Source organism: Actinokineospora sp. HUAS TT18 (assembly GCF_051364635.1).
Classification (GTDB): Bacteria; Actinomycetota; Actinomycetes; order Mycobacteriales; family Pseudonocardiaceae; genus Actinokineospora.
This window is the reverse complement of sequence record NZ_CP195645.1, coordinates 5,070,127-5,095,449: the sequence shown is the minus strand read 5'-3', so window position 1 is coordinate 5,095,449 and position 25,323 is coordinate 5,070,127. Positions and strand designations below refer to the sequence as shown.

The 25,323-nt window shown below is 70.1% G+C and carries 24 protein-coding genes, 1 tRNA gene and 1 pseudogene; 16 read left to right on the top strand and 10 right to left on the bottom strand.

From position 1 onward, the window contains the following. Positions 1 to 7: 7 nt before the first annotated feature. Genes ACSHT8_RS23410 through ACSHT8_RS23400 form a run of 3 tightly spaced genes read left to right on the top strand, consistent with a single transcriptional unit; the run spans position 8 to position 2,333 of the window. Positions 8 to 760: a YcnI family copper-binding membrane protein gene (locus tag ACSHT8_RS23410; protein ID WP_436493044.1), complete on the top strand. Its 753-nt coding sequence runs from the start codon at positions 8 to 10 to the stop codon at positions 758 to 760. A 14-nt stretch (positions 761 to 774) separates the two neighbouring features. Further along, positions 775 to 1,317 (top strand): copper resistance CopC family protein, encoded by a 543-nt coding sequence (locus tag ACSHT8_RS23405; protein ID WP_436502154.1) that lies wholly within the window; start codon positions 775 to 777, stop codon positions 1,315 to 1,317. Further along, positions 1,314 to 2,333 (top strand): copper resistance D family protein, encoded by a 1,020-nt coding sequence (locus ACSHT8_RS23400; protein ID WP_436493043.1) that lies wholly within the window; start codon positions 1,314 to 1,316, stop codon positions 2,331 to 2,333. The genes ACSHT8_RS23405 and ACSHT8_RS23400 overlap by 4 nt, the downstream gene beginning before the upstream one ends. Positions 2,334 to 2,481: 148 nt before the next feature. Here the strand turns inward: ACSHT8_RS23400 and ACSHT8_RS23395 are convergent, their stop codons facing one another. From ACSHT8_RS23395 to ACSHT8_RS23385, 3 genes are all read right to left on the bottom strand, one after another. Further along, positions 2,482 to 2,790, bottom strand: coding sequence for a hypothetical protein (locus ACSHT8_RS23395; RefSeq protein WP_436493042.1), 309 nt, complete (start codon positions 2,788 to 2,790; stop codon positions 2,482 to 2,484). 126 nt (positions 2,791 to 2,916) lie between these two features. Then, the gene (locus ACSHT8_RS23390) at positions 2,917 to 3,810 is read right to left on the bottom strand and encodes a phosphotransferase family protein (RefSeq protein WP_436493041.1); all 894 of its coding nucleotides are present in this window, start codon (positions 3,808 to 3,810) and stop codon (positions 2,917 to 2,919) included. Positions 3,811 to 3,832: 22 nt separating this feature from the next. Further along, on the bottom strand, positions 3,833 to 5,143 hold the full coding sequence (locus tag ACSHT8_RS23385) for a helix-turn-helix domain-containing protein (RefSeq protein WP_436493040.1): 1,311 nt from the start codon (positions 5,141 to 5,143) through the stop codon (positions 3,833 to 3,835). Positions 5,144 to 5,454: 311 nt separating this feature from the next. On the opposite strand from ACSHT8_RS23385, the pseudogene ACSHT8_RS23380 reads away from it, so the two are divergent. Then, a pseudogene (locus tag ACSHT8_RS23380) lies at positions 5,455 to 5,646 on the top strand (hypothetical protein); the annotation flags it as partial. Positions 5,647 to 5,653: 7 nt separating this feature from the next. Then, positions 5,654 to 6,007: a hypothetical protein gene (locus ACSHT8_RS23375; RefSeq protein ID WP_436493039.1), complete on the top strand. Its 354-nt coding sequence runs from the start codon at positions 5,654 to 5,656 to the stop codon at positions 6,005 to 6,007. Between the two features lie 192 nt (positions 6,008 to 6,199). Here the strand turns inward: ACSHT8_RS23375 and ACSHT8_RS23370 are convergent, their stop codons facing one another. Then, positions 6,200 to 7,129: an alpha/beta hydrolase family protein gene (locus ACSHT8_RS23370; protein WP_436493038.1), complete on the bottom strand. Its 930-nt coding sequence runs from the start codon at positions 7,127 to 7,129 to the stop codon at positions 6,200 to 6,202. Between the two features lie 194 nt (positions 7,130 to 7,323). On the opposite strand from ACSHT8_RS23370, the gene ACSHT8_RS23365 reads away from it, so the two are divergent. Next, a complete protein-coding gene (locus tag ACSHT8_RS23365; protein WP_436493037.1) occupies positions 7,324 to 7,941 on the top strand; it encodes a TetR family transcriptional regulator in 618 nt (205 codons plus the stop codon). On the opposite strand, the gene ACSHT8_RS23360 is transcribed toward ACSHT8_RS23365, so the two are convergent. Further along, positions 7,938 to 9,152, bottom strand: coding sequence for an amino acid deaminase/aldolase (locus ACSHT8_RS23360; RefSeq protein WP_436493036.1), 1,215 nt, complete (start codon positions 9,150 to 9,152; stop codon positions 7,938 to 7,940). The genes ACSHT8_RS23365 and ACSHT8_RS23360 overlap by 4 nt on opposite strands. Before the next feature lie 87 nt (positions 9,153 to 9,239). On the opposite strand from ACSHT8_RS23360, the gene ACSHT8_RS23355 reads away from it, so the two are divergent. Continuing rightward, the gene (locus ACSHT8_RS23355; protein WP_436493035.1) at positions 9,240 to 10,544 is read left to right on the top strand and encodes a D-arabinono-1,4-lactone oxidase; all 1,305 of its coding nucleotides are present in this window, start codon (positions 9,240 to 9,242) and stop codon (positions 10,542 to 10,544) included. Here ACSHT8_RS23355 and ACSHT8_RS23350 read toward each other — a convergent pair. Beyond that, entirely contained in the window at positions 10,541 to 11,113 is a 573-nt protein-coding gene (locus tag ACSHT8_RS23350) for a hypothetical protein (protein ID WP_436493034.1), read from the bottom strand. The two genes, ACSHT8_RS23355 and ACSHT8_RS23350, sit on opposite strands and share 4 nt — an antisense overlap. 414 nt (positions 11,114 to 11,527) lie before the next feature. Here ACSHT8_RS23350 and ACSHT8_RS23345 point away from each other — a divergent pair, with 414 nt between their 5' ends. Then, on the top strand, positions 11,528 to 12,175 hold the full coding sequence (locus ACSHT8_RS23345; RefSeq protein WP_436493033.1) for an O-methyltransferase: 648 nt from the start codon (positions 11,528 to 11,530) through the stop codon (positions 12,173 to 12,175). Positions 12,176 to 12,293: 118 nt separating this feature from the next. Here the strand turns inward: ACSHT8_RS23345 and ACSHT8_RS23340 are convergent. Further along, a tRNA-Leu gene (locus ACSHT8_RS23340) sits at positions 12,294 to 12,376 on the bottom strand. A 139-nt stretch (positions 12,377 to 12,515) separates the two neighbouring features. On the opposite strand from ACSHT8_RS23340, the gene ACSHT8_RS23335 reads away from it, so the two are divergent. The 7 genes from ACSHT8_RS23335 to pknB all read left to right on the top strand — a co-directional run bounded on the left by ACSHT8_RS23335 (position 12,516) and on the right by pknB (position 22,205). Continuing rightward, positions 12,516 to 13,700 (top strand): DUF3662 and FHA domain-containing protein, encoded by a 1,185-nt coding sequence (locus ACSHT8_RS23335; RefSeq protein ID WP_436493032.1) that lies wholly within the window; start codon positions 12,516 to 12,518, stop codon positions 13,698 to 13,700. Between the two features lie 126 nt (positions 13,701 to 13,826). After that, entirely contained in the window at positions 13,827 to 14,285 is a 459-nt protein-coding gene (locus ACSHT8_RS23330; protein WP_054053348.1) for an FHA domain-containing protein FhaB/FipA, read from the top strand. Further along, positions 14,282 to 15,736 (top strand): PP2C family protein-serine/threonine phosphatase, encoded by a 1,455-nt coding sequence (locus ACSHT8_RS23325; protein ID WP_436493031.1) that lies wholly within the window; start codon positions 14,282 to 14,284, stop codon positions 15,734 to 15,736. The genes ACSHT8_RS23330 and ACSHT8_RS23325 overlap by 4 nt, the downstream gene beginning before the upstream one ends. Continuing rightward, positions 15,736 to 17,220 carry an FtsW/RodA/SpoVE family cell cycle protein gene (locus ACSHT8_RS23320; protein WP_436493030.1) on the top strand — a complete coding sequence of 495 codons (1,485 nt, stop codon included), beginning with the start codon at positions 15,736 to 15,738 and terminating at the stop codon, positions 17,218 to 17,220. The genes ACSHT8_RS23325 and ACSHT8_RS23320 overlap by 1 nt, the downstream gene beginning before the upstream one ends. After that, complete coding sequence (locus tag ACSHT8_RS23315) at positions 17,217 to 18,701, top strand: peptidoglycan D,D-transpeptidase FtsI family protein (protein ID WP_436493029.1); 1,485 nt, start codon at positions 17,217 to 17,219, stop codon at positions 18,699 to 18,701. Before ACSHT8_RS23320 ends, ACSHT8_RS23315 begins: the two co-directional genes overlap by 4 nt. 2 nt (positions 18,702 to 18,703) lie before the next feature. Next, positions 18,704 to 20,149, top strand: coding sequence for a serine/threonine-protein kinase (locus tag ACSHT8_RS23310; RefSeq protein ID WP_436493028.1), 1,446 nt, complete (start codon positions 18,704 to 18,706; stop codon positions 20,147 to 20,149). 73 nt (positions 20,150 to 20,222) lie between these two features. Continuing rightward, entirely contained in the window at positions 20,223 to 22,205 is a 1,983-nt protein-coding gene (gene pknB, locus ACSHT8_RS23305; RefSeq protein ID WP_436493027.1) for a Stk1 family PASTA domain-containing Ser/Thr kinase, read from the top strand. A 51-nt stretch (positions 22,206 to 22,256) separates the two neighbouring features. Here the strand turns inward: pknB and ACSHT8_RS23300 are convergent, their stop codons facing one another. Then, the gene (locus tag ACSHT8_RS23300; RefSeq protein ID WP_436493026.1) at positions 22,257 to 22,904 is read right to left on the bottom strand and encodes an aminodeoxychorismate/anthranilate synthase component II; all 648 of its coding nucleotides are present in this window, start codon (positions 22,902 to 22,904) and stop codon (positions 22,257 to 22,259) included. A 123-nt stretch (positions 22,905 to 23,027) separates the two neighbouring features. On the opposite strand from ACSHT8_RS23300, the gene ACSHT8_RS23295 reads away from it, so the two are divergent. Next, complete coding sequence (locus tag ACSHT8_RS23295) at positions 23,028 to 24,245, top strand: APC family permease (RefSeq protein ID WP_436493025.1); 1,218 nt, start codon at positions 23,028 to 23,030, stop codon at positions 24,243 to 24,245. On the opposite strand, the gene ACSHT8_RS23290 is transcribed toward ACSHT8_RS23295, so the two are convergent. Together ACSHT8_RS23290 and ACSHT8_RS23285 are read right to left on the bottom strand one after the other, a co-directional pair. After that, positions 24,232 to 24,387 (bottom strand): hypothetical protein, encoded by a 156-nt coding sequence (locus ACSHT8_RS23290; protein ID WP_436493024.1) that lies wholly within the window; start codon positions 24,385 to 24,387, stop codon positions 24,232 to 24,234. The two genes, ACSHT8_RS23295 and ACSHT8_RS23290, sit on opposite strands and share 14 nt — an antisense overlap. Further along, complete coding sequence (locus ACSHT8_RS23285) at positions 24,387 to 25,256, bottom strand: class E sortase (protein WP_436493023.1); 870 nt, start codon at positions 25,254 to 25,256, stop codon at positions 24,387 to 24,389. Before ACSHT8_RS23285 ends, ACSHT8_RS23290 begins: the two co-directional genes overlap by 1 nt. Positions 25,257 to 25,323 lie beyond the last annotated feature (67 nt).

Sequence of the window (25,323 nt, the reverse complement as noted above, 5' to 3'; positions counted from 1 at the left end):
AGAAGTCATGTCCCACCGCTTTTTCGCGCGCGCAGGCGTCCTGCTCGCCGTCGCAGGCAGTGCCGCCCTGTTCGGCACCGGCGTCGCCTCGGCGCACGTGACCGCCAAGGTGCTCGGCGAGCCCGCCGTCCAGGGCGGGTACACCAAGATCACCTTCCGGGTGCCCAACGAGGACAACACCGCGGGCACGGTCAAGGTGGAGATCAAGCTCCCCGTCGAGTACCCGCTGACCTCGGTGCGCACCAAGCCGATCCCGGGCTGGACCGCCGCGCTGGCCAAGACCAAGCTCGACAAGCCGATCCAGTCGCACGGCGCCGAGATCACCGAGGCCATCAGCACCGTCACCTTCACCGCCGCCCCCGGCACCCGGATCGGGCCTGGCGAGTTCGGCGAGTTCGAGGTGTCGGCGGGCAGGCTGCCGGACAACACCGAGACCCTGGTCATCCCGGCGATCCAGACCTACGACAGCGGCAAGGTCGTCGCGTGGGACGCGCCGCCCGCGGCCAAGGGCGCCGAGGAGCCGGAGCGCCCGGCGCCGGTCGTCAAGCTGACCAAGAAGACTGAGGGCGCCGACGACCACGCCGCCGCGCAGGCGTCGAACCAGACGAGCACCGACCACACCGAGGCCAAGTCCGCCTCCAGCGACGACACCGCCCGCTGGCTGGGCGGCGCCGGTCTCGCGGTCGGCGCGCTGGGCCTCGGCCTGGGTGCCGGGGCCACGCTGCGGGCGCGCAAGGCGATCGCGAAGGCGGGCGAGTAAGCCGGATGCGCACCATCACCCGAGCGGCCGCCGCGTTCGCCGTCGCCCTGTTCGCCCTGGTGGGGCTGGCGCCCGCGGCGCTCGCGCACAACCAGCTGGTGAGCAGCACCCCGGCGGACAAGTCCGCGATCGACACCGGGCCGTCGACGATCGAGCTGACGTTCGACCAGCCCGTGCAGAACGGCAAGGGACTCAACTCGATCGTCGTCGTCGGGCCCAACGGCACCGACCAGTGGCAGGGCGGCGAGGCCGCGGTGCGGGGCAACGTGGTCAGCGCCCCGCTCCGCGAACTCGGGCCCGCGGGCGAGTACCGGGTCGGCTACCGGATCCTGTCGGCCGACGGCCACCCGGTGTCCGGCGAGATCAAGTTCACCCTGAACAAGGCGGGCAACGGCACGCCCGCCCCGCCGGAGCAGACCAAGACCACCGGCACCGCCGCCGAACCGTCCGGCGACGACGGCGGAGTCCCGGTCTGGGTGTGGATCGCGGGCGCGGCCGTCCTGCTGGGCGCGGGCGTGTTCTTCGCGCTGCGCGTCGGCGGGGGTGCGCAGAAGTGAGCGAGACCCGGGCCGCCGCCCGACAGCGGTACCACCTGGTCACGGTGCTGGTCGCGGCCTCGATCGTCGGCGTGCTCATCGGCATGGCGATCGTGGCGACCGAACCGATCCCGGGGCTGCCGCGGCCGGACGCGGTGGTCCGGGTCGGCTTGCCGATCGTGCGCGTGCTGCTCGACATGGCCGCCGTGGTCACCGTCGGGCTCTGCCTGCTGCCGCTGCTGGTCGGGTTCGACCGGCCCGCGATCACCGAGCCGATCCTGTCGACCGCCCGGCGCGTGGCGATGGCGAGTTCGCTGGTCTGGGTGATGACGGCGCTGGTCGCTCTGGTCCTGCAGACCGCCGAGCTGCGGCCGGAGGAGGACGTCTCGCTCGCGGCGGTCGGCGAGTACATCGCCACCGTCGGGGCGGGCAAGGCGCTGCTGTTCGTCGCCGCGTTCGCGCTGCTGACGTTCGGTTTGTCGCTGGCCGCGGTCCGGGTGGGCGAGAACATGCCCGCCGAACTGCGGGCCGCGGTCGCGCTGTTCGCGCTGCTGCCGCTGCCGGTCACCGGCCACGCGACGAACTGGCGCTGGCACGACTTCACGATGATCTCGATGGAGCTGCACGTCATGAGCGCGGCGGCGTGGACGGGCGGGCTCGGCGCGGTGGTCGCGCTGGCCGCGGCCAACCGCACGCTGCTGGGGCACGCGCTCCCCCGGTTCTCCAAGCTGGCCACGGTCTGCCTGGTGCTCGTCACCGCGACCGGCCTGTTCAACGGCCTGATCGAGCTCGCCGTCAGCCCGACCTACGACCTGGTCAGCGGCCTGTTCACCACCAGCTACGGCGTGCTCGTGCTCATCAAGACGGCCTGCCTCGTCACGCTGGCCGCGCTGGGCGCCAACGTCCGGTGGCGGCTGATGCCCGGGGTCGTCGCGCACAAGCGGACCGCGCTGGTCGGCTGGGTGGGGCTGGAGTTGGCCGTCATGGGCCTGGCCTTCGGCTTCGCGGTCATCCTCACCCGCGCCCCGGTGGCCTGAGAGTTGTCCACACCTGTGGATCGTTGTCCACAACTACCTGTGGATAACTCGCGCTCACCGGGTGTCGACGCCCGTTCGACGGACGGCTTCGCTACTCAGCCAACCATCGGACACCCCGAGTACGCCCAAACAGGGGAACGCCGAACGGTCAGTCCTGCTCGGTGAGATGCGCAGGGATCGGCCGGTTCCGGCGCATTTCGGCGAGCCGCTCGGTCGTCTGCCGGGCCCGGCGCTCCAGTTCGCGGCGGCCGATCCAGCCGTTGGCGAAGTGGCGGTAAGCCTGTGCGAGCATCACCAGCTCGGCGAGGTAATCGGCACCTCGGCGGCGGGAGTCCTCGGGCAGCCTGCTGATGACGGACAGCTGATCGGCCACGACATCGTCGAGTGCTCGCGCGGCACTCAGCGCGCGTCGGGCGCCCCCGCCCAACCGCCACACCCTGCCGCGCGAACCCGACACCCGAACCACCCCGCTGATACCGAGAGTAGATCGACAACCCGGACGGGTCCGTCCGTGTCGCCGTTGACCCTCACTTCGCTCACCACCGTCCCGCCGTTACGCCTGGTGAGACGGGTGACAGCGCGGTCAGGTGTAGCGGGTCCACTGCGCGGAGGTGTTTCCAGAGCGGAAGTCGCGAAGACGTTTGAGCAGCTCAGGGCGAACTTCCGGGGTGCTGTTCATGATCGGCAACACGCTGGTGATGAGCTTCAGTTCGCGCACCTCGCGCAGGACGGAGAAACCAGCCCATCGGGTGACGTCGAAGCCGTATCCCCGGACCAGTTCGTCGTACTGCGAAGGCGACTGGCCGAACCGGCGCACCCCGACCGCGAACGGCGTCAGATCCCACTCGGGCGGGCCGACGCAGCTGGAGTCGAAGTCGCACAGCACCGGGCCCGCCGGGCCGGGGATGAGGTTGCCCAGGTGGGCGTCGCCGTGCACGAAGCCGGGGGGCAGCGGGAAGTCGAGGCAGCTCAGCCAGCCTTCGACCAGGTCACAGCGGTCGCGCAGGAAGGCGGCGTTGTCGCGGTCGAGCCCCTCGGCCTCGCCGATCCGGCGGCGCACGTCGTCGAGCGGGTCCCACGCGGGCAGGGCCTCGGGCGGCGGCAGGGCGTGGACCTGGCGCAACAGGCGGGCCAGGTCGGCGGGACAGGGCGCGGGGCCGGACTTGTCCACAGTGCGCCACACGGTCGCGGCGTAGTCGCCGACCAACACCGGCTGGGTGAGCCCGTCGATCAGGCGGACCGCGGGGACACCGTGCTCGGCGAACCACCGGGCCACGCGAACCACCTTGTCCACCCGGTGCCGCAGCGCCACCGACCCGACGATCCGCACCACCACGGGCGCGCCCACCAGCTCGAACACCGCGTTGTTGGTGAACCTCAGCAGCCGGGCACCCGCGGCGTCGAGGCCGATCTCGGCGCACACCGCGGCCAGCGCGGCATGCAGATTCGCCCTGGTGAACAGCCCTTTGGCGACCATCTCACGGCCACCCTCGCCGTGGTCAGGCCACGCTGAGGTTGGTGATCTGGTCGGCCAGGTCACGGGCATCAGGGTTGTTGCGGCGCTTGGTCGCCTCGAGCAGCAGTGGCTGCAGGCGGTCGCGCACCCGGCTCGACTTCAGCGTCTCGGCCAGGTCGACCGCGCCGCGGCCGATCTTGGCGCCGTGGTCGATGTCGCCTTCCAACAGGTGGTTGGTGGCCAACGCGCCCAGGTTGAACGCCTTGGACCTGGTCATCTCATCGCCGTAGGCGTCGATCGCCTTGGACAGGGCCGGGATCGCGAACTTCGTGTGCATCGGGTCGACGGTCTGCGCCAGCACCGTGTGCACGGTGCCGATCATCGCGTAGACGTCGGTCTCGTTGAAGAACTTGACCCAGTCCTCGGCTTCCTCGAGGTTGGCCCGCGCGAACTCGTCGCGGGTTCGGCCGATGAGCTTCATGGTCTGTTCCTTGTGGCCCATCAGCGCGTAGGCCCACGCCTGGTTGGCGCAGATCACCGCCACCGCGAGCTCGGAACCCGACTCCTGCGCCGCGATCTGACCGAGCTGGAACATCTTCAGCGCGTCGTCCGGGGACTCCTTGTGCAGGTAGACCCGGCCCATCCGGTAGAGGATGTTGGCCACCAGCGGCTCGCTCTTGCCCGCCTTGGCCAGCTCCAACGCCTTGCCGAAGTGGTTGCGGGCCGAGTCCGTCAGTCCGATGTCGAACGACGTCCAGCCCGCCAGGTTGTGCAGGTCGGCCAGCGCGACGTGGAGTCGCTGCTTGACGTGTTCCGGGCCGGACGCGCCGAGCATCTGCTGTCCCCAGGACAGCTGTGCCACGACGGCGTCACGGCAGAAGCCGCCGCCGTACTGGTAGTCCAGCGACCGGAGCGCCCTGGTGGCCGCTTCCACCTGGCGCACATCGGTCATGCCGATGCGGCCGGGCGCTGGAGTCTGGACGGGGTTGGCGACCCACGACCCGGAGTTGGTGCCCAGCACGTTCGCGCCCACCGTGACGGCGGCCGCGTGTGCCAGGAACTCCCGACGCTTCACCTCTTCGCTCTCCTCAGGCTGCGAGGGCTCGCGGGAGACGGCGACACGAATCGCCGTGACCTCGTCGTATGCGAGCCCCATGTATCCCCTTGGGACACCCAACCCGTCGGCGATCCGTGCGAGCACGTCGTAGGCCATCACCTGACGGCCTTTGAGGATCTCCGACACCTCGGACTGCGATTGACCGGTCATCGCGGCGATCTGGCGCTGTGAGACACCAGTGCGACGAAGCAACCGATACACGGAACTGACCTCCCGCGCGGCGAGCGCGGCCCGCATCTCGGGCTCCTCCCAAGTGTCCGGAGTAATGGGAGAACCCGGAGATCCGATCGAGTTCATTCCGCCCCCTCACAGTCCGCTGGGCGTCAAACGCAGAGTAAGCGCACTTCACGGGCCACGAGAAGTGCTGTTCGGCGAACCTGATCGGCCCGGGCGAACTCTAGTGACCGCTTAACGTGAGACGGCCACCGATCGGCGCTATGACGCTCCGTTTTGGTTTGTGACGCATCAGTGTTGTTCGTTGTAAGCGTACGACCACGGAGGGACACGGCGGCATGGAACTGCTGGACACCCTGCACGGTTCGGTGGCAGGCCGGAAGGTCTGGCGGATCGCTTGCGGCGATGTGATCAACCGCGACCGGTCGGTGACCGTCCTCGTGGAGAAGAACAAGGTGGTCCTCGTCGGACCCCCCGGAGAGACCGCGGTGCTGACAGCGGGCCAGCTCGGCCAGTTGCGGATCGCGCTCAGAGAAGCCGCCGAGCAGGCGGAAAGGTCACGGTGACGTTGAGGTGGACGAGATACTCGGCCAGGTTCTGCGCAGTGCGGTCTGGGAGCGGCTCGACATGCTCTCCGAGCTGGCCACGCGGGCCGATGCACCGTCTCTGCTGTCCGTCGCGCGGTCGGAGCTGCCCCGGCTGACCGAGGGCTGGCGCTCCATGCTGGCCGCGCACGAGCCGGACGACCGCGGCAACTGCCCGGTCTGCTCCTCCCGCTGGCGCCAGCAGAAGGCGCCGTGCTCGGTGTGGCGCGCGGCGTACGAACACCTGGTCGCGGGCGGTCTCGCACCGCAGCCGACCAACGCCCGCCACGCTCTGGACCCGTCGGCGCTGCGTTCGCGCCGGGTCCACGCAGGCGCCAGGTAGGCGCCCCCAGACCCGGGGACCGGTGCTGCTGTACTCCCTCCCCCGACCAGCACCGGTCCCCGGCACCATCCCGGCTCCCCAAATTCTTACGTTTGGTTGCGACCGTTGGAACGTCCCGCAGGGTGCGCACCGTGGTCGCGTTGCCTCTCGTTCCCCTAAGGCGGCGGCTGGCGCGGTGGTCCGGTTGACTGATTACTTCTGCTGCCAGGTGCCCAGGCCGGAGTCCGCGACCAGCTTCGGGAAGTCCCGCAGGTCTCGGGTCCTGTGCTTCATGTACGCGTCCAGGAACGCGACCGCGCTGCCGATGGTGAGTTCACCCGTTGGCGGGAAGAACAAATCGATATGCCCCGCGTTGTGTAGCCGCAGATACGTCGTCGGCCCGGTCGCGTTGGCGTACAACGAATCGCTCGCCCCGACGGGCACCGTCGCGTCGAGCGCGCCGTGGACCAAGTGCAGCGGGGTCCGGCCGCGGGGCAGGTAGTCGCCGCCGGGGAAGGGAAGTTCGGCGCCCGCGAAGGCGATCGCGGCATCGATCCGGTGATCGCGAACCGCCTCGTGATAGGTCACGCCGACCGTCGTCATCGCGCCGAGCGAGTGGCCCGCCGCGGCGATGCGGAACGGGTTCACGTGGTGGAAAAGGGGGTCGTGGCGGTCGCGCGCCATGGCCAGCACCGAGTCGATGACGAAGCTGACGTCCGCGGGCTGGTTGACGTAGTCCTCGAATCCGGCGCCGGGTCCGCTCGTCAGCGGGAAGGTCGGCAACGCGACGACGTAACCGGCCCGAACCATGACCGCCACCAACTGTTCGTACGCGGGGCCTGTCGCGGTCAGCCCGTGCGAGAACACCACCAGCGGGAACACCCCCGGCGCGGATCTCGGCCGATCGGTGATCGGTCCGTCCGGTGCGCCAACCGCCGGGTAAAGCAGCCGGACGGGGATGGTGCGGTCCGGTTTCCCGGGCACGCCACGCGGATCCGGGGCGGTCGGCCGGGTCGAGTCGACCAGCACCACGTCCCGCCGCCCGACCGCGTAGCCGTCGGGCGGGGCCGCCGTCGCCGGGATCGGGGTGAGGACGATCGACACGGCGAGCGCGGCCGCGGCGAGGGCTGAGCGTCGGTCCACAAGAACCTCCGGGCTGTCCAGGCGAACAGAAACAGTGTTCCAGCGGACAAATCTGCCCGCAGGCCGTTCACCAGTAGACCAAACCCCGGGTAGGTTGTGAATTTTGTTCTCAGATGTGGCACAGGCGGCGCTTCGATGCCCGGTTTTGGTAGTTGAACGGGCAAGATATATGGGAGCGACCAGGAGGAGATCCCGTGGCCAGCCCAACCCCGCTCCGCCGCCAGCCCGTCCAGCAGCGCAGCGCCAAGCGCGTGGAGAAGATGCTCGAGTCGTGCGCGCAGCTCATCGATGAGCTGGGATACGACGGTGTGACCACCACGCTCATCGCCGAGCGGGCGGGGGTCGCGGTCGGGTCGCTGTACCAATTCTTCCCCGACAAGCGGGCCGTCGTGCAGGCGCTGACCCAGCGCAACCTCGACTACTTCATGGCCGAGATCAGCCGCAGGCTCGACGAGGCCGCGCTGGACAGCTGGGACCAGGCCGCCGACACCATCTTCGACATCTACGTGCAGATGTACCGCGAGGTGCCCGGCTTCAGCCGGATCCGGTTCGGCGACGTCGTCGACCAGCGGCTCATCGATGGCCAGCGCGACAACAACACGGTGATCGCCGACGGCATGGCCGCGTTCATCGCCGAGCGGTTCGGGGTGCCGTTCGAGACGATCCGGCTGCCGATCGCGGTGGCCAACGAGATCGCCGACTCGATCCTCAACCTCGCGTTCCGCCGCAAGCTGTTCCCCGAGGACGTCGTCATCGCCGAGGCGAAGTCCGTGGTGCACAACTACATGGCGAACCAGAAGCTCCCGAACTAGCCGAAGCTCCGGTCCTCGCCGCGATAGGTCGGTACCGCGTGGGTCACCTTGTCGCCGTCGAGCACGTGGTACTCGGTGAACCGCTCGGCGAGTTCGCCCGCCTTCGCGTGCCGCATCCACACCCGGTCGCCGACGTTCAGGCCGCGCGCGGCCGCGCCGGTCACCGGGGTCTGCACCTCGCCCGCGCCTTCCATGCCGAGGAGCTTGAGCCCCTCCGGCAGGTACGGCTGCGGGAGCCGGGAGCTGTTGGCCGGGCCGGACGCGAGGTAGCCGCCGCCGAGCAGGGTGGCGATGTCCGGCGCGGGCTTGCGCACGACCGGGACGGCGAACAGCACCGCGGGCCGCGGGCTGAACTGGGTGTAGTGGTCGAACAGGGTCGGCCCGATCAGACCGGAGCCTGCCGCGATCTCAGTGACCGACGGGTCGGCCCGGGTGATCTCGATGCTGCCGGTGCCGCCGCCGTTGACGAACTCCAGTTTCCGCACGTCGGTGACCGCGCGGACCGCGGCGGTCCGGCGCGTGACGAGTTCGCGGCCCGACCGGCGCTGCATCCAGCGCAGGGCGGCGCGCAGCAGCGGATTGCCCGCCGGGTTGTCGCCGAGGCCCGCGATCTGGCCCTCGTAGGCCATCACGCCGACGAGCTGGAATCCGGGCCGGGCGCACACCGCGTTCGCCAGGTCGCCCGCCTGTTCCGGGGTGAACACCGGCGAGCGGCGGGTGCCGACGTGGACCGAGGGCGAACCCAGCGGCCGCCAGGACACGTCGAGTTCGAGGCAGACCCGGATGTCTGGGTGGTCGGCGCCGAGCGTCTCGTCGATGAAGTCGAGGTGCTCGACCGAGTCGACGATCACCGAGACGAGGTGCCTGGCGCGTTCGTCGGCGGCCAGCGCGCGCAGCGCGGCGCGGTCGGTGGTCGGGTAGGCCACGAGGATGTCGGTGTCGGCGAGGTCGGTGTCGGCCCACGCGTCCACCAGCCACAGCGCCTCGGGCAGTGCGTAGCTCATCACGCCGTCGAATCCCGGCTTGCGCAGCGCTCGTTCCAGGAGGAAGCGGCAGCGCACGGACTTGCTCGCGATCCGGATGGGCCTGCCCGCGGCCCGGCGGACGAGGTCGTCGGCGTTGCGGTCGAAGGCGGCCAGGTCGACCACGGCGACCGGGGGGTCGAGGTGGTCGGTGGCGGCGTCGAGCCGGGAACGCGCGGAGGCAGGCACGAGACAACCGTACGGCCAGAACCTTGAAATGTGAAGACGTTTCACTTAGCGTTTCCTGAACTGACGAACCGGCCGGGAGGTCACCGCATGCCCCAGACCGCATGGCGCAACTGGGCGGGCACCGCCTCCGCCGTCGCGCGCGAGGTGCACGCCCCGCGCGACGTCGCCGAGATCAGCAAGGCGGTGACCGGCGCGGCCGAGCGCGGGCTGACCGTGCGTACGCGGGGCAGCGGGCATTCGTTCACCGCGATCGCCGCGGCCCACGATGTGGCCCTCGACCTGGGGAACTGGACCGGTGTCGTGGCCGCCGACACCGAGACCGGCGCGGTCATCGTCCGGTCGGGCACGACCCTCGCCACCCTCAACGCCGAACTCGACCGGCTCGGCCTGGCGATGGCCAACCTCGGCGACATCGACGCCCAGACGATCTCGGGCGCGATCTCCACCGGCACCCACGGCACCGGCGCGCGCCTCGGCGGCATCTCGACGCAGGTCACCGGCTTGGAGCTGGTCCTGGCCGACGGGTCGACGGTGTCGTGTTCGGCGACCGAGCGGCCCGAGCTGTTCGCCGCGGCCCGGGTCGGGCTGGGCGCGCTCGGCGTGATCACCACCGTCAGCCTGCAGACCGTGCCGTCGTACGTACTGGCCGCCGAGGAGAGGCCGGAGCCGATCGATGACGTCCTCGCCTCCCTCGACGAGCGGTGCGCGGCGAACGACCACTTCGAGTTCTACTGGTTTCCCTACGGGCACAACGCGTTGACCAAGACGAACAACCGGCTGCCCGAAGGGGCGACGCCCGCGCCACTCGGCCGGGTGAAGCAGTTCGTTGAGTACGAGGTCATGGAGAACGCGGTGTTCGGCGCGTTGTGCCGGATCGGCCGCGCGGTGCCGAAACTGGTGCGGCCGTTGAACAAGCTGTCGTCGTCGGCGGTCTCGGCGCGCTCGTACAGCGACGTGTCGCACAAGGTCTTCGTGACGAGCCGAAAAGTGCGGTTCGTCGAGTCGGAGTACGCGATCCCCCGCGCCGCGCTGGCCGACGTGCTCGGCGAGCTGCGGACCGAGGTGCCGAAGCTGGCCGACCCGGTGATGTTCCCGGTGGAGGTGCGCGTCGCCGCGGCCGACGACATCTGGCTTTCCACCGCGTACGAACGGGATTCGGCCTATCTGGCGATCCACCAGTTCACCGGAATGCCCTACCGCGCGTACTTCGACCTGTTCGAGTCGATCGTCGGCGCGGTCGGCGGGCGGCCCCACTGGGGCAAGATGCACACGCTCGACGCGGAGACCCTGCGGGCGCGCTACCCCCGCTTCGACGACTTCCGCCGCGTTCAGTCCGAAGTGGACCCCGACCGGCGGTTCGTCAACCCATATCTGGCGCGGGTGCTCGGTTAGACGGCGACGCTTTCCAGAATCTGGTCGTAGGCCAGCTCGCTGACCCAGCGGTAGAGCCCGTCGGTCTCCGGGTAGGCGCGCTCGCCGCGGCCGGGCAGGTCGAGGTCGACCTCGCCGTTGGGCTCGGCGCTGACCACGCCCACGCCGTAGGCGCGCGCCCGGGGCAGGCACTTGGCCAGGTAGTCGTGGGTGAGCACGGCGGAGGTGGGCAGCACCATGGCCGCGTCGCCGAAGCGCAGGAACGGCACGGCGTTGGCCAGGCCGGTGCGCCAGTGCCGGGCGACGGCGATGGCCCCGACGATGCGCGCGGCAGGCTCGGGCACCCGGCCGGTCAGCTCGGGGAACGCCCACGTGGCAACGGTTGCCCGGTCGGTGACCGGTTCCTGGCCGAGGCAGATGCGCTCGGCGTGCACGTCCGGCCGCAGCTCGGCGACCAGGCAGACCCGGCGGCCCAGCAGCGTCATCTCGGGCAGGATCGCGCCGGACCAGCCCAGCGTGCGCAGGGCGGCGGCGGCCAGATCGTCGACTGGGGCGGGCAGCTCGACCGGCGGCGCCAGCTGCGCGGGCATCGCAGTGAGGTTCTCGGTAACCGCGATGCGCCCTGGAATGCCGCTCACGAACGTCCGCCCTTCTCCTCCACCGCTACCGCTCACCGCTCGACTGGCGGGGATTCGACGCGATGTCGATTGGTACATGATTTGAGTACCAGGAAGAGACACGCGATTAAGAGAGTGTGAAGGGCCTCGTGCGACCGGCGGCCCGACTCGGGCGTTAACCGGTCGACGGGCGGTAAGCGGACTTCGGCCCGACTGTGCCGCCGACTGGGTGACCGCTCCGCCAGACGGCGGCAGCCTCTACCGACAGTGTCCGTCCGGTCACCCGACCTGCGGCGATGCGGCTTGTCAAAAACCGAGTGAATCGGGGCCGCCATTTATAGAAAACACCCGTAGTTTTCCGCTTAATGAAGTCAGTATCGTTTCGCCATGACCAATGAATCCGCGGAAATGGTGAGCGGCATCGAAGCGCTCATGTGGGACGTCTACGGCTACGTCCGCGAGGGCGGCGGCCAGCTGACCGAGGGCGGAGCGAGCGCCGCCGAGGCCACCTACCTGCGCGAACTCGCGAAAAGCACGGCCGCGCTGAGGGTTGCCGAGATCGGCTTCAACGTCGGCTTCTCGGCGCTGGCCTTTCTGGAGAGCTCGCCGGAGGCCACGGTGGTGTCGTTCGAACTCGACCGGCGGCGGTCGGTTGAGCTGGCCAAGGAATACGTGGACAACCACTACCCGGGCCGCCACGAACTGATTGTCGGCGACTCCACGGTCACCGTCCCCGACTTCGCCACCACGCGCGACGACCGGTTCGACCTCGTCTTCGTCGACGGCGGCCACACCTATGAGGTGGCGGCGGCCGACATCGCCAACGCCCGCGCCATCGCCAAGCCGGGCGCGATCGTCGTCGTGGACGACTTGATCCCCTGGTACCCGTGGGGCGTCGGCCCGCACCAGGCTTGGCAGGAGGCCGTCGACTCGGGATTGGTCCACTCGGCCGAGTACTTCATCGACGGACACCGGGTGGCCGCACTCAACGCCCCCGGCGACCGCGCATGGGGCACCGCACGCTTCACGATCTAGCCGCCGAACCACGCTGGTTCCGCCGCCGATCGCACCGTGGGGGTCTGGGGGGTCGCCCCCCAGAGGGCTTGAACGCGAAACGGCGAGTGCTCTTTGCGAGCACTCGCCGTCTATCGCGTGGGCGAGGGGGGAGTTGAACCCCCACGTCCTTTCGGACACACGGACCTGAACCGTGCGCGTCTGCCATTCCGCCACTCGCCCGAGTGACTATCCCGGGGGATCTCTCCCTCGGAACGTGGAGAAGCCTAGCACGCGTCAGAACTGGGTTCGCACATACCCGTGTCCTGCGGGTCCCACCCGGATACGATCGTCCCAGGAGCACGCACGGGAAGGAGGAACCATGGGCATCGGACAGCGGCTGAACCGCAAGCTGGAGGACGTCGTTGGCAACACCTTCGCGCGTGTCTTCGGTGGCAACGTGGTGCCCCAGGAAGTGGCACAGGCGCTGCAGCGCGAAGGCGACGACAACGTGCGCGAGTTGGCTGGTGGCAGACTGCTGGCGCCCAATCACTACATAGTGCAACTGGGCCCGGCCGACCACCAGAACTTCGCGGGCGACGAAGAGCGCATGAAAACGCTGCTGGCGGACTGTGTGGCGGAACATCTCGCCGAGCACGGTTGGGACACCTATGGTGACGTCGTAGTCTCCCTGGAGCGCTCCGACGCGCTGCACACCGGACAGTTCCGAACCCGCTCAGCTGTCGACCCCGATGTGAAGCCTCATGTCGGCGGTGCAGGCCAACAGGCAGGTAGACAGCAGGCACAACCCCGCAACGCAGGAGACCGATCCATGAGCCAGCCTCCCGGCTACGGCCAGCCGCCCGAGGGCGACCCGTACGGACAGCAGCAGTACGGGTACGGCCAGGGCCAGTACGGCAACGATCCCAACTACGGTCAGCAGGCCTACGGCCAGCAGCCGCAAGGTGGTGGCTACGACCAGGGCTACGGCCAGCAGGGCGGCGGCTACGACCAGGGCTACGGCCAGCAGCAGCCGGGTTACGGCCAGCAGGACCCGTACGGCCAGCAGCCGGGATACGGCCAGCAGCCGGGCGGCTACGAGCAGGGCTACGGCCAGCAGCCGCAGCAGGGCTACGGCCAGGACCCGTACGGCCAGCAGGGCTACGGCCAGCAGGGCGGCGGCTACGACCAGGGCTACGGCCAGCAGCAGGGCTACGGCCAGGACCCGTACGGGCAGCAGGGCTACGCCCCGCCCGCGGTGCAGACCGGCCCGCGGACGCTGTCGGCCAGCCTGCAGCTCGACGACGGCTCCAACCGCAACTACGCCCTGAAGCAGGGCGGCAACGTGGTGGGCCGCGGCCAGGACGCGGACTTCCGCCTGCCGGACACCGGGGTCTCCCGCCGTCACCTCGAGATCACCTGGGACGGGCAGAGCGCCACGCTCGCCGACCTCGGGTCGACCAACGGCACTACGGTGAACGGCACGCCGGTGCAGACCTGGCAGCTCGCCGACGGTGACGTGGTCAGGATCGGGCACTCGTCGCTGGTGTTCCGCACGCAGGGCTGACCGGCTTAATCGGAGCAAGCAACGTTCGAGGTCGACCGGACGTCCTGAGGACTGTCCAGGGTGCACAACCCTGGCAGTCCTCATTTCTAGGGTCGTGCGGGACAGAGTCGGGAGCGGTCACAACAAGTGCCAGAGTTGGTTATGCAACTGACCAGGGCAGGGTTTCTCGCCCTGCTCTGGTTGTTCGTGCTGGCCGCGCTTCGGGTGGTCCGCTCCGATCTGTACGCGGCCTCCGGGCTGCGGGTCGCGGTGCCGGGGTTCCGGCGCAACGCGGCGGGCAAGGTGCGCGGCAAGGCGCCACGGCAGCTCGTGGTGACCCATGGCGCGCTCTCCGGTACCCGAATCTCGCTCGACGGCAGGCCGATCATGATCGGCAGGGCCGACGACTCGACGCTGGTGCTCGACGACGACTACGCATCCACCCGCCACGCGCGGCTGTCGATGCGTGGGACGGACTGGTACGTGGAAGATCTGGGCTCGACGAATGGCACGTACCTGGACCGGGCTAAGGTCACCGCACCCCTCCGGGTGCCCTTGGGTGTCCCGATCCGTATCGGCAAAACGGTGATCGAGCTGCGCTCATGACCCTTGTTCTTCGTTACGCGGCCCGCAGCGACCGGGGCCTGGTGCGTTCCAACAACCAGGACTCCGTGTACGCGGGCCCGCGCCTGCTCTCCCTGGCCGACGGCATGGGCGGCCACGTCGCGGGCGAGGTGGCCAGCAAGGTGGTCATCGCCGCCCTCGCCCCGCTCGACGACGACGAGCCCGGCGAGGACCTGCTCGGCCAGCTGCGCGAGGCGACGCTGGCGGGCAACGGCGCCATCGCGGAGCTGGTCTCCAGCGATCCCGACCTCGACGGCATGGGCACCACCCTGTCCGCGATCCTGTTCGCGGGCAACCGGATCGGCATGGTCCATGTTGGAGACTCACGGGTCTATCTGCGCCGCAACGGCCAGTTCACCCAGATCACCCACGACGACACCTTCGTCCAGTCGCTGATCGACGAGGGCCGCATCACCGAGGACGAGGCCGCCACCCACCCGCAGCGCTCGCTGCTGCTCAAGGCGCTGACCGGCCACGAGGTCGAGCCGAGCCTGACGGTGCGCGAGGCGCGCGCGGGCGACCGGTACCTGCTGTGCTCCGACGGCCTGTCCGGCCCGGTCAGCTTCGAGACCATGGCCGAGGCCATCGAGATCCCCGACCCGCAGGCGTGCGCCGACCGGATGATCGAGCTCGCGCTCAAGGGCGGCGGGCCCGACAACGTCACGGTGATCATCGCCGACGTGGTCGACGTCGACTACGGCGAGAACAATCCGATTGTGGGCGGCGCGGCGGGCAACGGCTCCGACGACATGCCGCCGCCGGACTCGCCCGCCTCGCGCGCGGCCACGATCACCGCGCCGCGCCCGGCGCCCAAGCCGCAGGTGGCCCCCGAGCCGCCGGACCCGCGGATCAAGCGGCGCAAGCGGGTGCGGCTCGCCGTGGCGTCGGTGCTGGTCCTGCTGCTGCTGGCGGCGGGCGCGATCGCCGCGCGGCTGTGGGTCAACAACCAGTTCTTCGTCGGCGAGGGCGAGAACGGCGAGATCGCGATCTTCCAGGGCGTGCGCGGCAGCGTGCTCGGCCTGTCGCTCAACAGCCAGCGCGAAGGGTCGTGCGACCCGGCCGCCGCGGCGACGTGCGACAAGTTCTACGTCGACGACCTGGAGCAGTTCGGCAAGGACGAGGTCCGGTCGGGCAGCAACACCTTCGACAACATCGTCGGCGCCCGCGAGTTCGTCCGGGAGCTGCGCAGCAAGTTCGGGCTGCCCGACTGCGGCGACCTGGTCAAGCAGAACGAGTCGACCCAGCCGAGCACGACCACCGAGCCCGGTCTGCCGCCGCAGGCCCCGGTCACCACCACCCCCGGGGAAGCGACGTCGAACGTGGCGCCGCCGACGACGACCGACACCGCCACGCCCACCACCACGTCCAAGGTCACGCCCCAGCCGAAGGTGAATTGCCGCGAGCCGCGCGCTGAGGACAAGGGCGGCGGCTGATGGGATCACCGGTCCAGGGCGCGGTTGGTCTGGCGGCCGGGCAAGGCAGCGTCGGACCCGACGGTGCGGCGCCGACGCGTCGCGGTACCGAGCTGCTGTTGCTCGGGTTCGCCGCGTTCGTCGTCTCCGCGGCGCTCATGCTGGTGGAGGCCAACCAGGAACAGCAGCTGACGCTGCGGATCGTCTGGTACGGCCTGGCCTTCCTCGCGCTGTTCGGCGGCGCGCACGTCGCGGTGCGCAAGTTCGCCCCGTACGCCGACCCGCTGATCCTGCCGTGCGTGGCGGTGCTCAACGGGCTGGGCCTGGTGATGATCTACCGGATCGACCTGGCGCTGACCGAGCGCGCGCTGCGGCTCGGCCGGGAGATCAACAACGATGTGCCGCGGCAGATCCTCTGGACGACGATCTCGCTGCTGCTGTTCCTCGCGGTCCTCATCGTGATCAAGGACCACCGCAAGCTCACCAAGTACAGCTACACCTTTGGGCTGGTCGGGCTGATCCTGCTGGCGCTGCCCGCGTTCCTGCCGAGCTTCATCGCCCCGACGATCAACGGCGCGAAGATCTGGCTGCGCGTCGGGCCCATCTCCATCCAGCCAGGTGAGTTCGCCAAGATCCTGCTGCTGACGTTCTTCGCGGGCTTCCTGGTCTCCAAGCGCGACCTGTTCATGGCCGCGGGCCGCCGCGTGCTCGGCGTCGACCTGCCGCGCGCGCGGGACCTCGGGCCGATCCTGTTCGCGTGGGGCGTCTCGGTCGGCGTGTTGGTGTTCCAGAAGGACCTCGGCACATCGCTGCTGTTCTTCGGCACGATCCTGGTGATGCTCTACGTCGCCACCGAGCGCGGTGTCTGGGTCGGCGTCGGCCTGATGCTGTTCGTGGCGGGCTGCCTGGTCGCCTACCAGCTCTTCGGCCACGTGCAGCAGCGCGTGGCGAACTGGATCGACCCGCTGGCCACCTACGACGACCCGGGCGGCGGCTACCAGATCGCGCAGGGCCTGTTCGGGCTCGGCACCGGCGGGGTCGGCGGCACCGGCCTTGGCGCCGGTCGGCCCGACCTGGTCCCGTTGGCCAACACCGACTTCATCCCCGCGGCCATCGGCGAGGAGCTCGGCTTCATCGGCCTGGCCGCGCTGCTGATGATCTACACCGTGCTGGCCCTGCGCGGGATGCGCAGCGCGCTCGCGGTGCGCGACACCTTCGGCAAGCTGCTCGGCGGCGGCCTGTCGTTCCTGCTGATCATGCAGGTTTTCGTGGTCGTCGGGGGGGTCACCAAGCTGATCCCGATGACCGGCCTCACCGCCCCGTTCCTGTCCTACGGCGGCTCGTCGCTGCTGGCCAACTACATCCTGGTCGCCTTGCTGCTGCGCATCTCCGACGCCGCGCGCAGGCCGCAGACCGGGGTGCGGCCGCGGCCGGTGCCGCAGGCCCCGATCGCCGAGGCGCACACCGTCATGGTGCAGCGGCCCGACCAGGAGCGTCCCGCATGAACACTCCGCTCCGCCGCGTCGGCCTGGCCATGCTCACCATGGTCGTGCTGCTGCTCGTCAACGCGACCTACATCCAGATCATCAAGGCCGACGACTACCGCAAGGACCCGCGCAACCAGCGGGTGCTGCTGGAGGAGTACTCCCGCGAGCGCGGCAAGATCCTCGCGGGCGGCAACAAGGTCCTCGCGACCGTGCAGGCCACCAACGACCGGCTGCGCTACCTGCGCCAGTACACCAACGGCCCGATGTACGCCCCGGTCACCGGCTTCTACTCGCAGCGCTACGGCGCCTCCGGCCTGGAGCGGGCCGAGGACGAGATCCTCAACGGCTCCGACGACCGGCTGTTCGTGCGCAGGCTCTCCGACCTGATCACCGGCCGCGACCCGCGCGGCGGCAACATCGAGCTGACCATCTCCCCGCCGACGCAGGAAGCGGCGTACGCGGCGATGGAGAAGCAGGGCTTCGCCGGGTCGGTGGTCGCGCTCAACCCGAAGACCGGCGAGATCCTGGCGATGGTCTCGACGCCGTCGTACGACCCGAACCCGCTGGCCGCCCACGACGGCAAGACCCAGGAACAGGCGTGGCTGGCCTACCGCGACGACCCGCGCAAGCCGGTGCTCAACCGCGCGATCGCCGAGACCTACGCGCCGGGCTCGACGTTCAAGCTTGTCGTGGCCGCGACCGCGATCGAGGACGGCAAGACCAAGGACGACCAGGTCACCGCGACCGACAAGATCACCGTCGGTGGCTCGGAGCTGCGCAACTACAACCGCGGCTTCTGCAACGGCAGCCAGAGCACGGTCACGATGGAGACCGCGCTCGCGCTGTCGTGCAACACCGCGTTCGCCCAGCTCGCCCACGACGTCGGCGGCCGCAAGCTCAGCGCGATGTCGGCCAAGCTCGGCATCGGCGAGGCCGACCTGAAGGTCCCGATGACGGTCGTGCCGTCGTGCATCGGCCCGAGCGCCGACAACGGCTGCCTGACCGTGGCCGACGAGAACGCGCTCTACCAGAGCGGCATCGGCCAGCGCGACGTGCGACTGACCCCGCTGCAGAACGCCGAGATCGTCGCCGCCATCGCCAACGGCGGCGAGCGGATGAAGCCGCAGCTGGTCAAGACGATCCTGGCGCCCGACCTGTCGGAGATCTCCAGCTTCGACGAGGACAGCCTGAGCAGGCCGATGTCGCGCTCCACCGCCGACCAGCTGCGCGACATGATGATCCAGTCGGAGGCCAAGACCGGCGGCGACGGCAAGACCAGCGGCCTCACCATCGCCTCCAAGACCGGCACCGCCGAGACGGGCAACGACCCGAAGAACACCCCGCCGTTCGCCTGGTACGTCGCGTTCGCGCCCGCCGACGACCCGAAGATCGCCGTCGCCGTCGTCGTGGAGAGCCGCGACGTCGCCGCGACCGGCGGCAAGCTGTCGGCCACCATCGGCCGCGCCACGATCAACGCCTTCCTCGCCGGAGGTAGCTGATCATGCTCACCTCGGGCCTGCTCCTCGCCGACCGCTACCGGCTCAGCAGCCGGATCGCGGTCGGCGGCATGGGCGAGGTCTGGGAGGCCGCCGACACCCGGCTCGACCGCAAGGTGGCGGTCAAGGTGCTCAAGCCGGAGCTGAGCGGCGACGCCGAGTTCCTGCACCGCTTCCGCACCGAGGCGCGCACGACCGCCTCGATCAACCACCCCGGCATCGCCGCCGTGCACGACTACGGCGAGACCGCCGCGATCGTCGACGGCCCGCAGGACACCGCGTACCTGGTGATGGAGCTGGTCGAGGGCGACCCGCTCGCGGCGATCCTGGCCAAGGAGGGCCGGATCAGCGCCGAGCGCACCCTCGACATCCTGGAGCAGGCGGGCCAGGCGCTGCAGGCCGCGCACGAGCGCGGCTACGTCCACCGGGACGTGAAGCCGGGCAACATCCTCATCACCCCGACCGGCGTGGTGAAGCTGACCGACTTCGGCATCGCCAAGGCCGCCGACGCCGCCCCCGTCACCCGGTCCGGCATGGTCATGGGCACCGCCCACTACATCGCCCCGGAGCAGGCGCTCGGCCACGAGGCGGAGCCCGCCAGCGACGTCTACTCGCTGGCCGTCGTCGGCTACGAGTGCCTCACCGGGCGCAGGCCGTTCCTGTCGGAGAACGCGGTGACCGTCGCGATGATGCACATCCGCGACCTCCCGCCGCCGCTGCCGCCGGACGTGCCGCCGGGTGCCCGCGCGGTCATCGAGGCCACTTTGGTCAAGGACCCGCGGCAGCGCTACGCCAGCGGCGGCGAGTTCGCCGCGGCCGTGGCCGCCGTCCGGGCCGGACACCCGCTGCCCGCGCCGTCCGGTGTCGCCATGGCCGCCGCGCGCGGTCAGGTCGGCCCGAACACCCACCCCGGGATGCTGCCGGTGCCGCCGCCGAGCCCGGGCTCCGGCGCGTTCCCCATGCGCATCCCGCCGCGCCCGCCGCTGCGGGAGAGCCGGACCGGGCTGTGGATCACCATCGCGCTGCTGACCATCGCGCTCATCGTGGCGCTGGCCTTCGCGCTGCCCGCGATCTTCCGATCGGACAGTCCGAACGGGCCCGCCGGTGAGACCGGCGCCACATCGACCCGCGCTTCGGAGCCGGAGGACACTCTGCCCGGCGGCCAACCGGGTACAGGTCCCACCCAGAAACCGACGAAACCCTCCGACGGCACCGCCGAAGGTGAGATGGTGACGATCATCCCTACGCGGTACCTCCGTAGGCCCGCCGCCGAAGTCGCCATGGAGCTCGAGGTCGACTTGGGGCTGCGGACCACCGTGGTGACCGACACGGATGTCGCTCCGGATGACGCATCCGCGTGCGCGGTGACGAGCGTCACCCCGATCGGCAAGCTCAAGCGTGGCGACCACATCACAATCGTGTGCCGACCGCAGCAAGGACCGCCGACATGAGCAGTATGGAAGCCAGAGGGCGGGCAGCAGGCATGATGGGACAGGAATTGACTAGGAGCGGGACGACGCACCGATGACACCACCGCGACTGCTCTCCAACCGCTACGAGATCGGCGAGACTCTCGGGTACGGCGGCATGTCCGAGGTCCACCGCGGCCGGGACGTCCGACTGAGCCGCGAGGTCGCCGTGAAGGTGCTGCGCGCGGACCTGGCCAGGGACCCGCAGTTCCAGGAGCGGTTCCGCCGCGAGGCGCAGAACGCCGCGGCGCTGAACCACCCCGCCATCGTGGCCGTGTACGACACCGGCGAGACGCGGACCGACACCGGTCCCCTGCCCTACATCGTCATGGAGTACGTCGACGGCCGCACGCTGCGCGACATCGTCAAGACCGAGGGCCCGCTCTCCGGTCAGCGCGCGATGGAGATCATGGCCGACGTCTGCGCGGCGCTGGACTTCAGCCACCGGCACGGCATCGTGCACCGCGACGTCAAGCCCGCCAACGTCATGATCACCAAGACCGGCGCGGTCAAGGTGATGGACTTCGGCATCGCCCGCGCGGTGGCCGACGGCCAGGTCGCGGTCACCCAGACCGCCGCGGTCATCGGCACCGCCCAGTACCTCTCGCCGGAGCAGGCGCGCGGCGAGGCCGTCGACGCCCGGTCCGACGTCTACGCCGCGGGCTGCGTGCTGTTCGAGCTGCTCACCGGCGAGCCCCCGTTCACCGGCGACTCGCCGGTCGCGGTGGCCTACCAGCACGTCCGCGAGGACCCGAAGCCGCCGTCGGCGCTGAACCCGCGGGTCAGCCCGCAGCTCGACGCGATCGTGCTGAAGGCGATGTCGAAGGGCGCGGCCAACCGCTACCAGTCGGCCGCCGAGATGCGCACCGACATCGTCCGCGTGCTGTCGGGCCAGCGGCCCGCCGCCCCGATGGTGATGACCGACGAGGACCGCACCGCGGTGCTCGGCGCGAGCCGTCAGCCGGAGATGCGCGGCAGGCACCGGCCGGAGGCGCTGTCGGACGACTACGACGACTACGACCGGTTCGGCGACGAGGAGGAAGAGCGCAGGCGCAAGCAGCGCAAGACGTGGACGATAGTCCTCGTCGGCCTGCTCGTCGCGGCGCTCGCGGGCGTCATCTTCTGGTTGATGTCGGACAAGGACAAGGCACCCGCGGGCGGCGAGACGTTCACCCTGCCCGACGTGACGGGCCAGCTCGAGGCGCAGGCGACGCAGACCCTCAGCGAGAAGGGCCTGCGGGTCGTCCGCGAGACCGTGCCGTGCCAGGCCGCCGCCGACGGCACGCCGGGGTGTGGGCCGGACCGCATCGGCAAGGTCATCGAGACCAACCCGGTGCCAGGCACGTCGGTCAAGAAGAACGACCAGGTCACCATCAAGGTCGGCGCGTCGCCCAGCAAGATCCCGGTGCCCGACCTCACGGGCAAGACCAAGGACGAGGCGGCCGCCGAACTGGCGAAGGTCAACCTGCAGCTCGCGCCCGCGGTCGAGGAACAGGTGACCGAGAAGCCGGAGGAGATCGGCAAGGTCATCGACCAGAGCCCGGCCGGTGGCCAGAGCGTCACCGTGGGCACGCAGGTCAAGCTCACCATCGGCAAGGGGCCGGACACCGTCGAGGTGCCGAACCTCGTGGGTCAGGACTACGACACCGCCGCGAGCAACCTGACCAACCTCGGCTTCAAGCCGCAGCGCCGCGACGTCTCGTCCGAGCAGCCGGTGAACAAGGTGGTCAACCAGTCGCCGAAGAGCGGCAAGCTCAAGGTGGGGTCGACGATCACCCTTGAGGTCTCCAACGGCGACAAGATCGAGCTGGACATGCCGGACCTGGAGGGCATGTCGCCGACCGAGGCCGACAAGGCGCTCAAGGCGCTGGGCTGGACCGGCCAGATCAACACCCAGGAAGTGATGACCAACGACCCGGACAAGGTCGGCAAGATCATCGACCAGCAGCCGAACTTCGGCCAGAAGCTCGACAAGGACCAGACGGTCAACGTCGTGGTCGGCCGCAAGCCCGGGGTCACGATTCCGACGCAGCCGTAGCTGTCAGTGAGATCGGCCCTCCCGGAACGTTCCGGGAGGGCCGATTCGCGTTTACGCCAGTGCCTGGGTGAGCTCGCGCATACCGCGTTCCAACTCCGCCACGCGCTGCTCGGGAACCTCGAAGCCCGCGGTGGCCAGCCAGTTGGCGAGCATCCGGTGGCCGCCGTCGGTGAGCACGGACTCGGGGTGGAACTGCACGCCTTCGACCGGCAGCTCGCGGTGGCGCATGGCCATCACGATGCCGGTGTCGGTGCGGCCGGTGACCTCGAACTCGGCGGGGATGGTCTCGGGGAGCACGGTCAGCGAGTGGTAGCGGGTCGCGGTGAACGGGTTGGGCAGCCCGGCGAGCACGCCCTGGCCGGTGTGGGTGACCTGGCTGGTCTTGCCGTGCAGCAGTTCGGGGGCGCGGTCGACGGTGGCGCCCCACGCCACGCCGATGGCCTGGTGGCCGAGGCACACGCCGAGCACGGGCAGCCGCGCGTCGGCGCAGCGCTTGACCACGTCGATGCTCAGGCCGGCGCGCTCCGGGGTGCTCGGACCCGGGCTGACCAGCACCGCGTCGAATCCACGCAGCGCGTCGGGCGCGGACAGCTCGGCCGCGTCGTTGCGCCAGACCTCGCAGTCGGCGCCGAGCTGGGCCAGGTACTGGACCAGGTTGTAGACGAAGCTGTCGTAGTTGTCGACCACCAGAACGCGCATGGCGGCCAATTTACCGGTTTGCCCTGGTCATGGACGACCGGGAAATAACGGCCCACGAGCGAGCCGTCAAGCTCTGCCCCCGGCTCGCCCTGCGGTTAACCGAGAGGTGACAGCATTCGCCGTGTGACGACTGTGGCGCGGCGGTTGGGGACAGTGGACGCGACGGCCATCGGGCTGGGCTCGATGCTGGGCGCCGGCGTGTTCGCCGTGTTCGCCCCCGCGGCGGCGAGCGCGGGCAACGGGGTGCTGATCGCCCTGGTCATCGCCGGTTTCGTGGCCTACTGCAACGCCACGGCGTCCGCGCAGCTCGCCGCCACCTACCCCGCGTCCGGCGGCACCTACCTGTTCGGCCGGGAGGTGCTCGGGCCGTGGTGGGGGTTCCTGGCGGGCTGGGGGTTCGTCGTCGGCAAGACCGCGAGCTGCGCGGCGATGGCGCTGACCTTCGCCGCGTACGCCGCGCCGGGCTATGAGCGGCCGGTGGCGGTCGCGGCCGTCGCGGTGCTGACCGCGGTCAACTGCTTCGGCATCACCCGCACCGCCGCGCTCACGAAAGCCTTGCTCGCGGTCGTGCTCGTGGTCCTGGTCGGCACCGTGGCGCTCGCCGCGCCCAGTGTGGCGGCGCCGGCGGGCCCATGGTTCCCGCACGGGCCGCTCGGCATGCTCCAGGCAGCGGGCCTGCTGTTCTTCGCCTTCGCCGGGTACGCCCGGATCGCCACGCTCAGCGGCGAGGTGCGTGATCCCGCCCGCACGATCCCCCGGGCGATCCTGGCCGCGCTGGGCGGCGCCGTGGCGCTCTACCTCGCGGTCGGGGTGGCGCTCCTTCTGGTGCTCGGTTCGGACCGCCTGGCGTCGTCGCGCGTCCCTATGGCCGACCTGCTGACCGTCGCGGGCTACCCCGGCCTGACCATCGCTGTGCGGATCGGCGCCGCCGCCGCGAGCCTGGGCGCGCTGCTCGCCCTCATCACCGGGATCGGCCGCACGGTCATGGCGATGGCGGGCAACCGCGACCTGCCGCCGCCGCTGGCCGCCGTCGACCAGCGCTTCCACGTGCCCCGCCGCGCCGAGTTGGCCGTCGGCGCGACCGTCATCGCCCTGGTCCTGCTCGTCGACCTGCGCGGGGTCGTCGGGTTCTCGTCGTTCGGGGTGCTCGTCTACTACGCCGTGACCAACGCCAGCGCGTTCCGGCAGCCCGCAACCGAACGACGGTGGCCGCGGTGGCTCAACGTCGCCGGGTTCACCGGGTGCGTCGTCCTCGCGCTGACACTGCCGATCGTGTCCGTGCTGGTCGGCGCCGGGGTGCTGGCCATCGGGCTGGCCGGGCGGGCGGCTATTCGGTCGTGACCTGGTTGAACGGCAGCTTCGGCTCCAGCCACGGGAACACGATGAACATCAACAGCGCGACGACGCCCGCGACCAGCAGCAGCGCGGTGATCGCGCGCACCGCGGTCGGGCCGGGCAGGTGCCGCCAGATCCACCCGTACATCAGGCCGTCTCCTTCAACTCGGGCGGCCGCACGTCGGCGTGCGCCGGGTCCTTCGCCCACTGCTTGACCATGACCGCGTGCACGATGAGCCGCTCGCGGTCGGAGAACCTGGGGTGGCACGTCGTCAGCGTCATCAGTGTGACCTGCTCGCCGACGCTGGTCTCCGCGCCCGGCATGCCCGGGATCGGCGCGATCGGCGCGCTGTTCTTCGGGCTGACGATCTCCTGGCCGACGACCTCGTTGTACGGCGCGCCCAGCGGGGCGACCCCCGCGCAGCGCGGGTCGGCGGCCTTGCCGGTCGACCAGGCGCCGACCTCTTCCTTCTTCGGCAGCACCCGGTAGACGAACCAGCTGAACCGCGTCTCGACGACGATCGCGTCGCACGAGTTCAGCAGGTCGATGTCGTTGAACGGGGCGCCCTTGCCGACCCGGTGCCCGGCGACGGCGAAATTGCCGGGCTGACCTGGGTACGCCGTGGTCGGATAGTGGCCGGGGCCGATCTCCAGGGTCTTCTCCGTCGTGCCCTCGAGGATCGTGAACGAGTAGTCCGCCCCCAGCACGGGGACGTACATCTTCGCGAAGCCCTTGCCCTCGGTCAGGCCGTCGAAATGCTCGACCCGCTCCTGTTCACCCTGCTCGGGGGTGTTCCAGGTGTTCTCGAGGGCGGCGGTGGCCTCGCGCTGCTTGCCCGCGGACATCAGGTCGGTGACGTAAACCTCGTAGACCACGAAAAGCAGGACGACGAGTCCGGCGGTGATGAGCAGCTCGCCGAGCCCGCGCACAACCGCCCGAACCCGGTCGGAATCACCTGGGTTGGGGCTCTGACCTGGGGATTCCACAGGTCGGCCGCCTGTGTCGACCGTGCTCACGACGGCTCCTTCCGCGTAACTGGCGAACGCTGTCGAGCAGCCGAAGTTCAGATCGTTGGCGACTGGT

Excerpts from the sequence above, each read along its gene's own strand:
- ACSHT8_RS23320 (WP_436493030.1), top strand. The coding sequence starts at position 15,736 with ATGGGATCACCGGTCCAGGGCGCGGTTGGTCTGGCGGCCGGGCAAGGC.
- ACSHT8_RS23385 (WP_436493040.1), bottom strand. The coding sequence starts at position 5,143 with ATGCGGGCCGCGCTCGCCGCGCGGGAGGTCAGTTCCGTGTATCGGTTG.
- ACSHT8_RS23350 (WP_436493034.1), bottom strand. The coding sequence starts at position 11,113 with ATGCCCGCGCAGCTGGCGCCGCCGGTCGAGCTGCCCGCCCCAGTCGAC.
- ACSHT8_RS23335 (WP_436493032.1), top strand. The coding sequence starts at position 12,516 with ATGGGCATCGGACAGCGGCTGAACCGCAAGCTGGAGGACGTCGTTGGC.
- ACSHT8_RS23355 (WP_436493035.1), top strand. The coding sequence starts at position 9,240 with ATGCCCCAGACCGCATGGCGCAACTGGGCGGGCACCGCCTCCGCCGTC.
- ACSHT8_RS23300 (WP_436493026.1), bottom strand. The coding sequence starts at position 22,904 with ATGCGCGTTCTGGTGGTCGACAACTACGACAGCTTCGTCTACAACCTG.
- ACSHT8_RS23390 (WP_436493041.1), bottom strand. The coding sequence starts at position 3,810 with ATGGTCGCCAAAGGGCTGTTCACCAGGGCGAATCTGCATGCCGCGCTG.
- ACSHT8_RS23290 (WP_436493024.1), bottom strand. The coding sequence starts at position 24,387 with ATGTACGGGTGGATCTGGCGGCACCTGCCCGGCCCGACCGCGGTGCGC.
- ACSHT8_RS23345 (WP_436493033.1), top strand. The coding sequence starts at position 11,528 with ATGACCAATGAATCCGCGGAAATGGTGAGCGGCATCGAAGCGCTCATG.
- ACSHT8_RS23315 (WP_436493029.1), top strand. The coding sequence starts at position 17,217 with ATGAACACTCCGCTCCGCCGCGTCGGCCTGGCCATGCTCACCATGGTC.
- ACSHT8_RS23410 (WP_436493044.1), top strand. The coding sequence starts at position 8 with ATGTCCCACCGCTTTTTCGCGCGCGCAGGCGTCCTGCTCGCCGTCGCA.
- ACSHT8_RS23325 (WP_436493031.1), top strand. The coding sequence starts at position 14,282 with ATGACCCTTGTTCTTCGTTACGCGGCCCGCAGCGACCGGGGCCTGGTG.
- pknB (WP_436493027.1), top strand. The coding sequence starts at position 20,223 with ATGACACCACCGCGACTGCTCTCCAACCGCTACGAGATCGGCGAGACT.
- ACSHT8_RS23310 (WP_436493028.1), top strand. The coding sequence starts at position 18,704 with ATGCTCACCTCGGGCCTGCTCCTCGCCGACCGCTACCGGCTCAGCAGC.